Source organism: Stenotrophomonas sp. YJH_SMC_127, assembly GCF_059372445.1.
Genome location: NZ_JCAFVO010000009.1, coordinates 56,560 through 70,890, shown reverse-complemented (window position 1 = coordinate 70,890; position 14,331 = coordinate 56,560). Strand labels below are relative to the sequence as shown.

Annotated in this window: 14 protein-coding genes; all 14 read left to right on the top strand. The window is 69.4% G+C overall.

Annotation, left to right across the window (positions count from 1 at the left end; all coding sequences use genetic code 11):
* The first annotated feature begins 13 nt into the window (after positions 1-13).
* The 14 genes from AC5QAB_RS17595 to AC5QAB_RS17530 are packed head-to-tail and all read left to right on the top strand — an operon-like array spanning position 14 to position 14,324.
* Positions 14-565 carry a COG4648 family protein gene (locus AC5QAB_RS17595; RefSeq protein ID WP_046433259.1) on the top strand — a complete coding sequence of 184 codons (552 nt, stop codon included), beginning with the start codon at positions 14-16 and terminating at the stop codon, positions 563-565.
* Positions 558-2,243 carry an ApeI family dehydratase gene (locus tag AC5QAB_RS17590; RefSeq protein ID WP_049404025.1) on the top strand — a complete coding sequence of 562 codons (1,686 nt, stop codon included), beginning with the start codon at positions 558-560 and terminating at the stop codon, positions 2,241-2,243. Before AC5QAB_RS17595 ends, AC5QAB_RS17590 begins: the two co-directional genes overlap by 8 nt.
* Positions 2,233-3,003, top strand: a complete 771-nt coding sequence (locus tag AC5QAB_RS17585) for a glycosyltransferase (RefSeq protein WP_197561713.1) — start codon at positions 2,233-2,235, stop codon at positions 3,001-3,003. The genes AC5QAB_RS17590 and AC5QAB_RS17585 overlap by 11 nt, the downstream gene beginning before the upstream one ends.
* Before the next feature lies 1 nt (position 3,004).
* Positions 3,005-3,946, top strand: a complete 942-nt coding sequence (locus AC5QAB_RS17580) for a lysophospholipid acyltransferase family protein (protein ID WP_014648845.1) — start codon at positions 3,005-3,007, stop codon at positions 3,944-3,946.
* Complete coding sequence (locus AC5QAB_RS17575; RefSeq protein WP_197561714.1) at positions 3,936-5,486, top strand: aromatic amino acid lyase; 1,551 nt, start codon at positions 3,936-3,938, stop codon at positions 5,484-5,486. The genes AC5QAB_RS17580 and AC5QAB_RS17575 overlap by 11 nt, the downstream gene beginning before the upstream one ends.
* Positions 5,473-5,904 (top strand): acyl-CoA thioesterase, encoded by a 432-nt coding sequence (locus AC5QAB_RS17570; RefSeq protein ID WP_032960618.1) that lies wholly within the window; start codon positions 5,473-5,475, stop codon positions 5,902-5,904. Before AC5QAB_RS17575 ends, AC5QAB_RS17570 begins: the two co-directional genes overlap by 14 nt.
* The gene (locus AC5QAB_RS17565) at positions 5,901-6,530 is read left to right on the top strand and encodes a LolA family protein (protein ID WP_041863962.1); all 630 of its coding nucleotides are present in this window, start codon (positions 5,901-5,903) and stop codon (positions 6,528-6,530) included. The genes AC5QAB_RS17570 and AC5QAB_RS17565 overlap by 4 nt, the downstream gene beginning before the upstream one ends.
* Positions 6,523-8,877, top strand: coding sequence for an MMPL family transporter (locus tag AC5QAB_RS17560; protein WP_032960614.1), 2,355 nt, complete (start codon positions 6,523-6,525; stop codon positions 8,875-8,877). Before AC5QAB_RS17565 ends, AC5QAB_RS17560 begins: the two co-directional genes overlap by 8 nt.
* Positions 8,878-8,929: 52 nt before the next feature.
* Entirely contained in the window at positions 8,930-10,180 is a 1,251-nt protein-coding gene (locus AC5QAB_RS17555) for an NAD(P)/FAD-dependent oxidoreductase (RefSeq protein ID WP_014648840.1), read from the top strand.
* Positions 10,168-10,725: a DUF3261 domain-containing protein gene (locus tag AC5QAB_RS17550; RefSeq protein WP_032960612.1), complete on the top strand. Its 558-nt coding sequence runs from the start codon at positions 10,168-10,170 to the stop codon at positions 10,723-10,725. Before AC5QAB_RS17555 ends, AC5QAB_RS17550 begins: the two co-directional genes overlap by 13 nt.
* On the top strand, positions 10,722-11,906 hold the full coding sequence (locus AC5QAB_RS17545) for a beta-ketoacyl-[acyl-carrier-protein] synthase family protein (RefSeq protein ID WP_014648838.1): 1,185 nt from the start codon (positions 10,722-10,724) through the stop codon (positions 11,904-11,906). The genes AC5QAB_RS17550 and AC5QAB_RS17545 overlap by 4 nt, the downstream gene beginning before the upstream one ends.
* Positions 11,903-12,358 carry a hotdog family protein gene (locus AC5QAB_RS17540; protein WP_032960608.1) on the top strand — a complete coding sequence of 152 codons (456 nt, stop codon included), beginning with the start codon at positions 11,903-11,905 and terminating at the stop codon, positions 12,356-12,358. The genes AC5QAB_RS17545 and AC5QAB_RS17540 overlap by 4 nt, the downstream gene beginning before the upstream one ends.
* The gene (locus AC5QAB_RS17535; protein WP_032960607.1) at positions 12,355-13,086 is read left to right on the top strand and encodes a 3-ketoacyl-ACP reductase FabG2; all 732 of its coding nucleotides are present in this window, start codon (positions 12,355-12,357) and stop codon (positions 13,084-13,086) included. Before AC5QAB_RS17540 ends, AC5QAB_RS17535 begins: the two co-directional genes overlap by 4 nt.
* Entirely contained in the window at positions 13,086-14,324 is a 1,239-nt protein-coding gene (locus AC5QAB_RS17530; RefSeq protein WP_014648835.1) for a beta-ketoacyl-ACP synthase, read from the top strand. Before AC5QAB_RS17535 ends, AC5QAB_RS17530 begins: the two co-directional genes overlap by 1 nt.
* The last annotated feature ends 7 nt before the right edge of the window (positions 14,325-14,331 follow it).

Sequence of the window (14,331 nt, the reverse complement as noted above, 5' to 3'; positions counted from 1 at the left end):
CGGCGGCTTCGCCATGGCTCGCGCACGTACCGTCGTGGTGGCAGCGATTTCGCTTGCCTACCCGCTGCTGGTGTACCTGGCGATGGGCCGTTTCGAGCCGCGCTGGCTGTCGCTGCTGCTGTTCACCCTGGCCCTGCTGCGTGCACTGAGCACGCGACAGCCGCTGTGGTGGGCCGCCGCCGCTGGCACCGGCCTGCTGGCGGTGCTGGCCACCGTGCTCAACCAGGCCCTGCCGCTGAAGCTGTACCCGGCGCTGGTCAACGTGGTGATGCTGGCGGTGTTCGGCACCAGCCTGCGCTTCGGGCCGCCGCTGGTGGAGCGCCTGGCGCGGCTGCAGGAGCCGGACCTGCCGCCGTTCGCGGTGGCCTATACCCGCCGCGTCACCCAGGTGTGGTGCGGCTTCTTCGTTCTCAACGGCAGCCTGGCCCTGCTGACCGCGCTGTACGCGTCGGACCGGGTCTGGATGCTCTACAACGGATTGTTGGCGTACGTGATGATGGGCGTGTTGTTCGCAGGGGAGTGGCTGGTGCGGCGGCAGGTGAAGGCGGCGCACGCGCATGGCTGAGTGGATTGCCCTGGACCAGCTGCTGCTGGAGGCACGGCCGCAGCGCAGCGTCGGCCTGTGCGACGGCGAGGTGATCGACCATGCCGGCTTCCGCCAGCGCGTACTGGCCTGGCGCGCCGCCTTTGCGGCCGCCGAAGGCCGCGACTGGGCCCTGTACTTCGATGATGCCGTGGCCTTTGCCGCCGCGCTGTTCGGTGCCTGGCATGCCGGCAAGCGGGTGTTCCTGGCCGCCGACAACCTGCCAGCCACGCTGCAGGCGCTGCAGCCGCAGGTGAGCGGCTTCGCAGGCGACGTGTCCGCCGACTACCGCTCGCTGGTGGCGCTGGACGCCGCGCTGGACGATGAGCTGCAGGCGCTGGACGAGCGCGCCTGCGAGCTGTGCGTGTTCACCTCCGGCAGCACTGGCCAGCCCAGTGCGATCGGCAAGCGCCTGGACCAGCTGGCGCGCGAGGTGGAGGCGCTGCAGGCCGCGTTCGGTGCGCAGATGGAGGGTGTGCAGGTCCATGGCACGGTGTCCCACCAGCACATCTACGGGCTGCTGTTCCGCGTGCTGTGGCCGCTGGCCGCCGGCCGCCTGATTCATCCGCGCCGGTTCTTCCACGAAGACCTGGTGGGTGCGCTGGCCGGTACCGATACGGTGCTGGTGGCGACGCCGGCCCACCTCAAGCGCCTGCCCGGGCAGCTCGACTGGGCCAGCCTGCATGGCCGCCTGCGCGCGGTGTTCTCCTCCGGTGGTCCGCTGCCGGAAGACGCAGCGCGGCAGGTGCGGCAGTGGCTGGGCGTGGCCCCGACCGAGGTCTATGGCAGCAGCGAGACCGGCGGCATCGCCTGGCGCCGCTGGGACATCGACCTGCCGCCGTGGCAGCCGCTGCCGGGCGTGCAGTGGCGCATCGACGATGGCTGCCTGGCGGTGGCCTCGGCGCACCTGGACACCCCCGGTTGGTGGCGCACCCAGGACCGTGTCGAAGCCCTGGCCGACGGCCGCTTCCGCCTGCTGGGCCGGGCCGACCGCATCGTCAAGATCGAGGAACGCCGGGTGTCGCTGGATGCGCTGGAACGCGCGCTGCGCGAAGACGCCGAGGTGGATGACGCGCGCGTGCTGGTGCTGCCCGGGCAGCGCGAGCAGCTGGCCGCCGTGGTGGTGCCGGCCGATCCGGCGCTGCTGGAGGGCGGCGACGCCGCGCGCCGTGCGCTGGGCCAGCGCCTTGGCGCCCGCCTGGCGCATGCGCATGACGCAGTGACCCGGCCGCGTCGCTGGCGCCTGGTGCAGGCGCTGCCGATCAATGCGCAGGGCAAGGTGACCCAGGCCGCGCTGGCGGCGCTGTTCCAGCCGTTGATGCCGGTGCCGGCGTGGGATCACCGCGATGCCGCCAGCGCCACCCTGCGCATGACCCTGGACCCGGCGCTGCGGCCGTTCCAGGGCCACTTCCCGCAGGCGGCAATCCTGCCCGGCGTGGCGCAGCTGGACTGGGCGGTGCGCTTCGCCCGCCAGGCGTTTGTGATGCGGGGCGCGTTCGTGCGCATGGATGCGGTGAAATTCCAGCACGTGGCCCGCCCCGGTGACGAGTTGACCCTGCAGCTGGACTGGGATGCCGCACGCAACGTGCTGGCCTTCCGCTACACCTCCAGCCACGGTGTGCATGCCAGCGGCAGGGTGGTTTTCGCTGATGCGGACTGATCCGGCCGTTGCCGGTGCCGCATTCGCGCCACTGGTGGTGATCCCTGTCTACGACCACGAGCACGCCATCGCGGCGGTGGTCGATGGCGTGCAGGCTGCGGGACTGCCCTGCCTGCTGGTCGACGATGGTTCGCACGATGGGTGCGCGGCGGTGCTGCGCGCGCTGGCACAGCGCCAGGGCGTCGACCTGCTGCGCCTGGACGTCAACCAGGGCAAGGGCGGGGCGATGCTGGCCGGCTTTGCCGAGGCCGGCGCGCGTGGCTACAGCCACGTGCTGCAGATCGATGCCGACGGCCAGCACGATACCACTGACCTGCCACGCTTCATCGAAGCCGCGCGCGCCCATCCCGAGGCGGTGATCTGCGGCATTCCGGCTTACGACGCCAGTGTTCCCAAGGCGCGCCTGTATGGCCGCTACGCCACCCACATCTGGGTCTGGATCAACACGCTGTCGCTGCACCTGCGCGACACCATGTGTGGCCTCCGCGTGTATCCGCTGCCGCCGGTACTGCGCCTGATCGGTGAAGAGACCATCGGCCGGCGCATGGATTTCGATACCGAAGTGATGGTGCGGCTGTACTGGCGGCAATTGCCGGTCGAGCACCTGGCCACGCGTGTGACCTATCCATCCGATGGCGTGTCGCACTTCGATGTGTGGCGCGACAACGTGCGCATCAGCCGCATGCATACCCGCCTGTTCTTCGGCATGCTCTGGCGTGCGCCGCGGCTGCTGTGGCGCCGCCTGCGGGGGCAGCGCTGAGATGGCGGCCGCGCAGGGTGCCCCGCACTGGGCCGACATCGGCGAATCGACGTCGGTGGCCGGCGTGCTGTTCCTGTGCTGGGTGCACCGCTGGTTCGGGCGCTGGCCGTTCCGCCTGTGCGTGTGGCCGGTGGTGGCCTGCCATTGGCTGGGCAACCGTATAGGGCGCCAGGCTTCGATGCAGTACCTGCAGCGGCTGCAGGCGCACAGCGGCGTGCTCGGCCGCGCGCCGACACGGCGTGACAGCCTGCGCCACTTCTTCGCCTTCGCCGATACGATGCTGGACAAGATCCTCGGCCTGGGCGGGCGCTACCCGGCCGAGCGCATCCACCTGCATCGTGACCTGGTGCTGCAGAAGATCGCGCGCCGCGAGGGCGGGCTGATCCTCACCGCGCACATCGGCTGCCTGGAGCTGTGCCAGGTGCTGGCCGAACAGGTGCCGGGGTTCCGCATCACCGTGCTGGTGCACACCGCGCATGCGCAGCGCTTCAACCGCCTGCTGCAGCGGCTGGACCCGCTGGCGGCGGTGGAACTGGTGCAGGTGACCGAAATGGGGCCGGCCACCGCGGTGATGCTGGCCGAGCGCGTGGCGGCGGGGGGCTTCGTTGCCATCGTCGGCGACCGCACGCCGGTACAGGGTGGCCGCAGCGTCACTGCCGATTTCCTGGGCCACCGCGCGCCGTTCCCGATCGGCGCCTATGTGCTCGCCGCGGCGCTGGGCTGCCCGGTCTACACCATGGCCTGCCTGCACGAGGGCGACGGCTATCGGGTGGCATTCGAACAGTTCGCCGAACGCATCGTGCTGCCGCGTGGCTCGCGCGACGCCGCGCTGGCCGAACAGGCACAGCGCTTCGCGCGCTGGCTGGAACTCCAGGTCATCCAGTCCCCGTTGGACTGGTTCAATTTCTTCCCCTTCTGGGATCAGGCTCCGCATGACGACTGACGCCGTACCCGTGTGCCGCTTTGGCGATGCACCGTTGACCATCGAAGACGTGGTTGCCCTGGCCCAGCGCCAGTGCGAGGCCGCACTGAGCGACGCGCCGGCGTTCCGCGCGCACATCCAGCGCGGTGCCGACTTCCTCGACCGCCTGCTGCGCGAGGACGGCGTGATCTACGGCGTGACCACCGGCTACGGCGACTCGTGCACGGTGAACATCCCGCCGGCGCTGGTGGCGGAACTGCCGCACCACCTGTACACCTACCACGGCTGCGGCCTGGGCCGTTACCTGGACCCGGTCGAGACCCGCGCGGTGCTGGCCGCGCGCCTGGCGTCGCTGGTGCGCGGCATGTCCGGCGTCAGCGTGCCGCTGCTGGAAGGCCTGGCCACGCTGCTGCAGCACGACGTGCTGCCGATGATCCCGGCCGAAGGCTCGGTCGGTGCCAGCGGCGACCTGACCCCGCTGTCGTACGTGGCGGCGGTGCTGTGCGGCGAGCGCGAGGTGCTGCACGACGGCCGCGTGCAGCCGGCGGCCGAAGTGCTGGCGAAGATCGGCATGACCCCGCTGAAGCTGCGGCCGAAGGAAGGCCTGGCGATCATGAACGGCACCGCGGTGATGACCGGCCTGGCCTGCCTGGCCTGGCAGCGCGCCGATTACCTGGCGCGCATGGCCACGCGCCTGACCGCGTTCAACGTGCTGGCCAGCGACGGCAACGCGCACCACTTCGACGAAACCCTGTTCGCCGCCAAGCCGCACCCGGGCCAGGGCCGCATCGCTGCGCGCCTGCGCAGCGACCTGGACAGCGAACGCCCGCCGCGCAACGAACAGCGCCTGCAGGACCGCTATTCGCTGCGCTGCGCGCCGCACGTCATCGGCGTGCTGGAAGACAGCCTGCCGTTCCTGCGCCAGCTGATCGAAACCGAACTGAACAGTGCCAACGACAACCCGCTGATCGACGTCGACGGCGAGCGCATCCTGCATGGCGGCCACTTCTACGGCGGCCACATCGCACTGGCGATGGACACCCTGAAAAACACCGTGGCCAACGTTGCCGACCTGCTCGACCGGCAGCTGGCGCTGGTGGTGGATGCCCGCTACAACCACGGCCTGCCGGCCAACCTGTCGGCGGCCACCGGCCCGCGCGCGGCCATCAACCATGGCCTGAAGGCGCTGCAGATCAGCGTGTCGGCCTGGACTGCCGAAGCGCTGAAGCAGACCATGCCGGCCAGCGTGTTCTCGCGTTCCACCGAGTGCCACAACCAGGACAAGGTCAGCATGGGTACCATCGCCGCGCGCGACTGCCTGCGCGTGATCGAGCTGACTGAACAGGTGGTGGCCGCGATGCTGATCGCCGCCCGCCAGGGCCTGGCGCTGCGCGAACGGGTTGGCCTGAACGCGCAGCTGCATGGCAGTCTGGCCGACATGTACGCCGACCTGGGGCAGCGCATCGCCCTGGTTGAAGAAGACCGCGCGCTGGATCGCGAACTGCGGGAACTGCTGGTGGAGATCCGCGCGCAACGTTGGGAGCTGTATGCCGGTGAATGAGGCCATCGAACGGGTTGGCGAAATTGCGTTGACCCCTGCCTTCCATGACTGCGATCCGATGAACGTGGTCTGGCATGGCAACTATTTCAAGTACTTCGAGATCGCGCGCTGCGCGCTGCTCGGGCGCTACGACTACGACTACCCGCAGATGCTCGAATCGGGCTACCTGTGGCCGGTGGTCGATGCGCGGGTGAAGTACGTGCGGCCGCTGCTGTTCAACCAGGCGCTGCGCGTGGTCGCGCGCATCGTGGAATGGGAGAACCGGCTGAAGATCGAGTATGAAATCCTCGATGCGCAGAGCGGCCAGGTGCTGACCCGCGCGATGACCATCCAGGTCGCGGTGGACGCGGCCAGCAAGGAAATGCTGTACCAGTGCCCGCCGGTACTGTGGGAGCGCCTGGGAGTGCCTGCGCCGTGAACCCCCTTGTCCGTCTTTCGAGCGTGCTCCTGTGCGCGCTGATCTTCGTTGCCGCACCGCAGGTGCAGGCGGCCGACCCCGCCATCGATGCGATCACCCAGGCGGTGGCGCGGCCGGATGTGCTGCGTGGCCAGTTCAGCCAGGAAAAGCAGGTCAGCGGCTTCAGGAACCCGCTGCGCTCGCAGGGCCAGTTCGTGGTCGCGCGCCAGCACGGCGTGATCTGGGCGACGCTCAAGCCGTTCCCTTCCGAAGTGGTGGTCACCGCCGACCGCATCCTGAGCCGCCAGCGCGATGGCAGCACCCGTGTCGAGCTCGATGCACGGCAGCAGCCGGCGATGCGTTCGGTGAACGCGATCATGTTCGCGCTGATGAGTGGCGACGTGCAGGCGCTGTCCAGCCAGTTCAACGTGGCGGCCAGCCGTGAAGGGCAGGGCTGGCGGCTGCGGCTGACGCCGAAGTCGGCGATGCTGGCCAAGGCGTTCCAGTCGCTGACCCTGCAGGGTGACCGCTACGTGCGCCAGGTCGAGATCGTCGAGGCCAACAAGGACCGCACGCAGATCCAGTTCAGTGCATTGAGCGAGGCGCCGGCCACGCTCACCGCCGACGAGGCACGCCGCTTTGAGTGAGGCCGTCGCATCGAACGCACCGGAGCGGCTGCGGCGCTGGTGGCACTGGCTGGGCATCGCCTGGCTGTTGCTGCTGCTGGTACTGGGCGCGCAGCAGTGGCACCTGTGGAGCCAGCAATCGCGGATCGACACCGACATCCTCGCGCTGCTGCCGCAGGATGCGCATGACCGCCTGTTGAGCGACGTCACCCGGCGCATCGCCGACGGCAGCTCGCGGCAGGTGGTGGTGCTGCTGGGCAGCAGGGACGGCGCCGCCGCCAAGCGTGCGCAGGCGGCCTTTGCCGCGGCCATGGCCAAGGACACTGACCGAGCCCTGCTGGTGCCCAGTGGTTCGATCGAAGGCTGGTTCGATGAGGCGCGCGCGTTCTACGCGCCGTACCGCGACCGCCTGCTGACGCCGGCCCAGCGCGAGCAGCTGCAGGGCAGCGAACCGGGCGCGTTGGCCGAGCAGGCGTTGGCCGCGCTGTACGGCCCGATGGGCGCTCCGCGCCTGACCGACTGGCGGCAAGACCCGTTGTCGTTGTGGCCGCAATGGTGGCAGCAGCAGGCGCAGGGTTCGGGGTTGCGGCTGGGCGATGACGGCCTGCTCGAAGCCGAGGGCAGGCACTGGGCCGTGCTGCAGTTCGATACACCGGGTTCGGCGTTCCAGCTCGACGGTGAGCGTCATCTCGACGGCCTGCTGGAACGTGCCGGGCGGGCTGCCAGGGCGGCAGCGCCGGAGCTGGAAATCCTGCATGCCGGCGTGCCGCTGCACGCCGAGGCGGCCGCGGTGCAGGCCAACCAGGAGATCAACACGATCGGCTGGGGCTCGCTGGCCGCGGTGCTGCTGCTGGTGTGGCTGGCGTTCCGTTCGCTGCGGCCGATCCTGCTGGTCGCCGCGTCGTTGCTGATCGGTTGTGGCGTGGCGCTGGCGGTGACCGTGCTGGTGTTCGGCAAGGTGCACGTGCTCACCCTGGTGTTCGGTGCGTCGCTGGTGGGCGTGGCCGAGGATTACGGCATCCACTGGTTTGCCTCGCGCCAGGCCGAGCCGGCCGATCGCCGCTGGAAGCTGCTGCGGCACCTGTTGCCGGGCCTGTGGCTGGCCTTGCTGACCAGCGCGCTGGCCTACTTGGCCCTGGGCCTGGCCCCGTTCCCGGGCCTGCGCCAGATGGCGCTGTTCTCGGTGGTCGGTCTGGCCGCCGCCTTCCTCACGGTGATCTTCTGGTTCCCGTGGCTGGATGGCGGCGAGATCCGCCAGACCCGTTTCTCGCAGTGGCTGGGCAACACGCTGGAGCGCTTCCCGCGGTTGCATGGCCGCCGGCCGGTGACGGTGTTCGTGGTGATCACGCTGGCGCTGTCTGCCATCGGCATCGCCCGCCTGCACAGCAATGACGACCTGCGCAGCCTGCAGTCCTCACCGCCGGCACTGATGGCCCAGCAGATCCGCCTGAGCCAGCTGCTGGGCATGCCCAGCCCGGCGCAGTTCTATCTGGTGCAGGGCAGTGACGCTGCACAGCTGCTGCAGCGCGAAGAAGCACTGACCGAACGCCTGCGTGTACTGGCCAACGACAAGCGCATCGGCGGTTACCGCGCGATCAGTGACTGGCTGCCGTCGCCGGCACGCCAGCAGGCCGATGCGGCGCTGACCGCCAAGGTGGAACCGGGCGTGCTGCAGGCCGTGTCCGATGCGGTCGGAGAACCCTTGCCGCGCCCCGACTTCGCCACCACGCCGCTGACCGCGGAGGCGTTCCTGGCCTCGCCGGCGTCGCAGCCGTTCCGCCACCTGTGGGTGGGTGAGGTCGGTGGGCAGATGATCAGCGTGGTGATGGTCGATGACCTGTCGCGCGCCGATGCGCTGGCGACCCTGCGCGGGGCGGCCGAAGGCCTGCCCGGCGTGCGCTGGGTGGACCGCACCGCCGACTTCTCGCAGCTGCTGGGCCACTACCGCAAACTGATGGGGGGGCTGCTGCTGGTCGGCATCGTGCTGGTGTTCGGCGCGCTGTGGCTGCGCTACCGCCGCCAGGCCTGGCGCGTGTTCGCGCCGACCCTGATTGCCGGTGCGTTGACCCTGGGCCTGCTGGGCCTGTTCGGCCAGCCACTGCAGCTGTTCAACGTGCTGGCACTGATGCTGCTGCTGGGCATGGGCATCGACTACGGCATCTTCCTGATCGAGCACCGCGGCGATGCCAGTGCCTGGCTGGCGGTGTGCGTGGGCGCGGCCAGCACCTGGCTGTCGTTCGGCCTGCTGGGACTGTCGCAGACCCCGGCGCTGCGCGCGTTCGGCCTGACCCTGCTGTTCGGCATCGGACTGGTCTGGCTGATCTCGCCGCTGTTCCGGCCGCCGCCGCATGATCTGCCGCGGGCCTGAGCCTGCTTCCGACTTCCTTCTTTCCACTTGATCGAGCAACAAGGACGCACCGATGAATACTGCTGTGGATGCTGTCGAACGTACTGAAATCCTGATCATCGGTGCCGGCCCGGCCGGCTCCGTGGCTGCGGCGATGCTGCGCCAGCAGGGCCGCCAGGTGCTGATGCTGGAGCGCCAGCAGTTCCCGCGCTTCTCCATCGGCGAAAGCCTGCTGCCGCAGAGCATGGAGTACATCGAGGCCGCCGGCCTGCTGCAGGACGTGGTCGAAGCCGGCTTCCAGCACAAGAACGGCGCGGCCTTCGTGCACGGCGAAGCGCGTACCGCATTCGACTTCAGGAAGAAGTTCTCGCCGGGCTGGGGCACCACCTACCAGGTGCAGCGCGCCGACTTCGACAACGTGCTGGCGCGCGGTGCCGAGCGCATGGGGGCCACGCTGCGTTTCGGTGATGAAGTGCTGTCGGTCGAAGCCGGCGAGCAGCCGGCGGTGACGGTGCGCCGCCCGGACGGCAGCGAGTACCGCATCGAGGCCGATTTCATCCTCGACGCCTCGGGCTTCGCACGCCTGCTGCCGCGCCTGCTGCAGCTGGAATCGCCGTCCAACTTCCCGGTGCGCGGGGCGATCTTCTGCCACGTGCGCGACAACATTCCGGCCGAAGCGGACTTCGACCGCAACAAGATCCTGATCACCACCCATCCCGAGCACGTCGACGTCTGGTACTGGACAATCCCGTTCTCCAACGGCTGCTGCTCGCTGGGCGTGGTCGCCGAACCGTCGTTCTTCGAGCGCTACGAGGGCGACGACCTGCAGAAACTGCAGGCCATCGTCGGCGAGGACCCGAACCTGACCCGGCTGCTGGCCAATGCCGAATGGGCGGTGCTGCCGGTGCGCCGCATCACCGGCTACTCGGCCAATGTCAGTTCGTTGTGGGGGCCGGGCTATGCCCTGCTGGGCAATGCCGGCGAGTTCCTCGACCCGGTGTTCTCGTCCGGCGTGACCATCGCCTTCAAGTCCGCGCAGCTGGCCAGTGCATGCCTGGCGCGCCGCTATGCCGGCGAAGCCGTGGACTGGGAAGCGGAGTTCTCGGTCCCGCTGCGGGCGGGCGTGAAGACCTTCCGCCGCTTTGTCGAAAGCTGGTACGAAGGCGGTTTCCAGAAGATCATCTACCACCCGCAGCAGCAGCCCGAAGTGCGCGACATGATCAGCTCCATCCTGGCCGGTTACGCCTGGGACACCAACAACCCGTACGTGGCCGATGACAGTGGCCGCCGCATGCGCGTGCTGGAGCAGCTGTGCGGCGCCTGATCGCCCCTGCGACAGCACTGCTGCTGAGCCTGCTGCTGGTGGCCTGCGCCGGCCGCATGCCGAAGCCGTTGGTGGAACTGCCGCCGCTGCGCCTGTCGCCGGCCAGCCTGCCGGCGCCGCTGGCGTTGCAGCAGCAGTTGCATTTCCGGTTCGGCACGCATGAGCGCGACCTGGATGCACTGCTGGAAGCCGATGCGCAGCAGGTGCAGCTGGCGGTGCAGGCGATGGGCCAGACCGGCGTGCGCCTGCAGTGGGACGGCCGGCAGCTGACCCAGCAGCGCGCGCCGTGGCTGCCGCAGCAGGTGCGCGCCGAGCGCGTGCTGGATGACCTGCAGTTCGCGCTGTGGCCGACCGCAGCCATCGCGGCCGCGCTGCCAGCCGGCTGGCAGGTCCGTGACGATGGCCATCAGCGCAGCCTGTCGCGCGACGGCACGGTGTGGCTGCAGCTGCAGCGCCTGGACGATGGCAGCGTGCAGCTGGACAACCGCGCCGAAGGCTATGCGCTGCGCATCGAATCGATCGACATGGCCGGGCCGGATCGATGAGTGCACCGATCTACCTGAACGATCTGGGCGTGGTCTGCGCGCTCGGCGATGGCCGCGACGCGGTGGCTTCGGCGATGTTCGCCGGCGTGCCGGGCGGGCTCAGCGACAACGATACCCTGCTGCCGGGGCACACCCTGGCGCTGGGGCAGGTGCGTACACCGCTGCCGACGCTGGAAGAACTGCCGGCCGCCCTGCGCGGGCGCAACAACGCCTTGCTGGACGTGGCACTGGCGCAGATCGCACCGGCGGTGGCCGCCGCGATCGCCCGCCACGGCGCCGAACGCGTGGCGGTCGTGCTGGGCACCAGTACCTCGGGCATCGGTGAATCCGAGCAGGCCCTGCGCACCCATGCCGAACAGGGCCAATGGCCGCCCGGGTTCGATTACGCCCAGCAGGAAATGGGTACTGCCGCGCAGTTCGTGCGCCAGCGCAGCGGCGCTCAGGGGCCGGCGTGGACCCTGTCCACCGCCTGCTCGTCCAGTGCCAAGGCCCTGATGTCGGCTGCACGCATGCTGCGGGCCGGTATCGTCGACGCCGTGATCGCAGGTGGCGCGGACTCGCTGTGCCGCTTCACCGTGGCCGGCTTCAGCGCGCTGGAATCGGTGTCGGCCCTGCGCTGCAATCCATTCTCGCAGCACCGTGCCGGCATCAACATCGGCGAGGGTGCCGCGCTGTTCCTGCTCACCCGCGAACCCGGCCCGGTATGCCTGGCCGGCTGGGGCGAATCGGCCGACGCGCACCATATGTCCGCCCCCGATCCGCAGGGCCTGGGTGCCATCGATGCCCTGCAGCAGGCGCTGCAGCGCGCCGGCTGGGCGGCCGATGAAGTGGACTACGTGAACCTGCATGGCACCGCCACCGGCCACAACGATGCGATGGAAAGCCTGGCGGTGTCGCAGGTGCTGGGCAACCAGGTGCCGGCCAGTTCGACCAAGCCGCTGACCGGCCATACGCTGGGTGCTTCAGGCGCGATCGAAGCTGCACTGTGCTGGATCGTGCTGGCCGGGAACCCGCAGCAGCAGCTGCCACCGCACTGGTGGGACGGCGTGGCAGACCCCGCGCTGCCGGCACTGCCGCTGGTCGCACCGGCCACCCGCCTGGCACAGGCACCGCGGCGGGTGCTGAGCAATTCGTTCGCCTTCGGCGGCAGCAATGCCGTGCTGGCGCTGGAGCGTCGATGAACACGCTGTACGCGATCGAAGAGGTGGTGCCGCACCGCCAGGACATGTGCCTGCTGGAGCGCATCACGCACTGGGACCAGGACACCATCGAGGCCGAACTGGTGGTGCCCGACGCGGGCCTGTTCGTCGAGGAGGGCCAGGTGCCGGCGTGGGTCGGCATCGAATACATGGCGCAGGCCATCGCGGCCTGGGCCGGTTGCCGTGCGCGTGCGGCGGGCAAGCCGCCGCAGTTGGGCTTCCTGCTTGGCAGCCGCCGCTACAGCAGCCCGCGCAGCAGCTTTCCCAGCGGATCGCGGCTGCGCGTACAGGCGCGCTGCGAGCTGTTGGGTGACAATGGATTGGGGATGTTCGCCTGCCGCATCCTGGCAGGCGAGGACGAATGGGCGACAGCCAACGTGTCGGTGTTCGAACCGGCCGATGCGATGGCCTATCTGGAGAGTGGACAGGCATGACAGGGAATCGAAGCGTGCTGGTGACCGGCGCCAGCCGGGGCATCGGCCGGGCCATCGCGCTGCGCATCGCGCGTGACGGCTTCGACGTGGTGGTGCATTGCCGCAGCCGCCTGGATGAGGCACAGGCCGTGATGGCCGAGATCCACGCGTTGGGCCAGCAGGCCCGCGTACTGATGTTCGACGTGGCTGATCGCGAGGCCGCACGCGCTGTGCTGGAGGCCGATGTCGAAGCGCACGGCGCGTACTACGGCGTGGTCTGCAACGCCGGCATCGCCCGTGACGGTGCCTTCCCGGCACTGTCAGCGGAGGATTGGGACCAGGTCATCCACACCAACCTGGACGGTTTCTACAACGTACTGCATCCGCTGATCATGCCGATGGTGCGCCGGCGCAAGCCTGGCCGCATCATCACCCTGTCGTCGGTGTCCGGACTGGCCGGCAACCGCGGGCAGGTCAATTACAGCGCCGCCAAGGCCGGCATCATCGGTGCCACCAAGGCCCTGGCGCTGGAACTGGCCAGCCGCCAGATCACCGTCAACTGCGTGGCCCCGGGCCTGATCGAGACCGAAATGCTCAACGATGAAGTGGTTGAACACGCGCTCAAGCTGATTCCCGCCGGCCGCGTCGGTCGTCCCGACGAAGTGGCGGCCACGGTGGCGTTCCTGCTGTCCGAGCCGGCCGGCTACATCACCCGCCAGGTGATCTCGGTGAACGGAGGCATGATCTGATGGCCGCCGATCGTCGCGTGGTGGTCACCGGTGCCGCCGCCATCAGTCCGCTCGGCCACGACTGGCCGACCATCGAGGCACACCTGCGCAGCTGCCGCAATGCGGTGCGTGCGATGCCCGAGTGGGATGTCTATGCCGGGCTGAACACCAAGCTGGCCGCGCCGGCGCAGGATTTCGAGCTGCCGCCGAACTACAACCGCAAGACCACCCGCTCGATGGGCAAGGTCGCGATCATGTCGGTGCGCGCCACTGAGGTGGCACTGCGTGAAGCCGGCCTGCACGAGCATCCGGTGCTGCGCAGCGGCCGTACCGGCGTGGCCTACGGCTCGTCCTCGGGCAGCCACGAGGCCACCGGTGAATTCGGGCGCATGCTCAACGAGTTCACCACCGATGGCATCAGTGCCACCACCTACCTGAAGATGATGAGCCACACCGCGCCGGTCAACATCGGCGTGTTCTTCGGCCTGTCCGGGCGCGTGTACACCACGTCCAGTGCCTGCACCTCCGGCAGCCAGGGCGTGGGTGCGGCCTATGAAGCGATCCGCAGTGGCAAGCAGACGGTGATGGTGGCCGGCGGTGCCGAGCAGCTCGATGCCACCGCAGCGGCGGTGTTCGACACCCTGTTCGCCACCAGCGTTCGCAACGATGCGCCGCAGACCACCCCGCGCCCGTTCGATGCCGGCCGTGATGGCCTGGTGCTGGGCGAGGGCGCCTGCACGCTGATCCTGGAAGACCTGGAGCACGCGCAGGCGCGCGGCGCCACCATCCTTGCCGAGGTGGTCGGCTACGGCACCAACAGCGATGGCCAGCACGTCACCCAGCCCAGCGCCGACACCATGGCCCAGGCCATGCGCCTGGCGCTGGAGGATGCCGGCCTGGACGCGGCGCAGATCGACTACGTCAACGCCCACGGCACCGCCACCGACCACGGTGACATCGCCGAAACCCAGGCGACCGCGCAGGTGTTCGGCAACCGCGTGCCGATCAGCTCGCTGAAGAGCTATGTCGGCCACATGCTGGGTGCCTGTGGCGCGTTCGAGGCCTGGCTGAGCATCCAGATGATGCGCGCCGGCTGGTTCGCGCCGACCCTGAACCTGGCCGAGGTCGACCCGCGCTGTGGCCAGCTCGACTTCATCACCGGGCAGGGCCGCGAACTGCAGGCCGAGTACGTGATGAGCAACAACTTCGCCTTCGGCGGCATCAACACCTCACTGGTGTTCCGCCGCTGGAGCGAGTGATCCACCG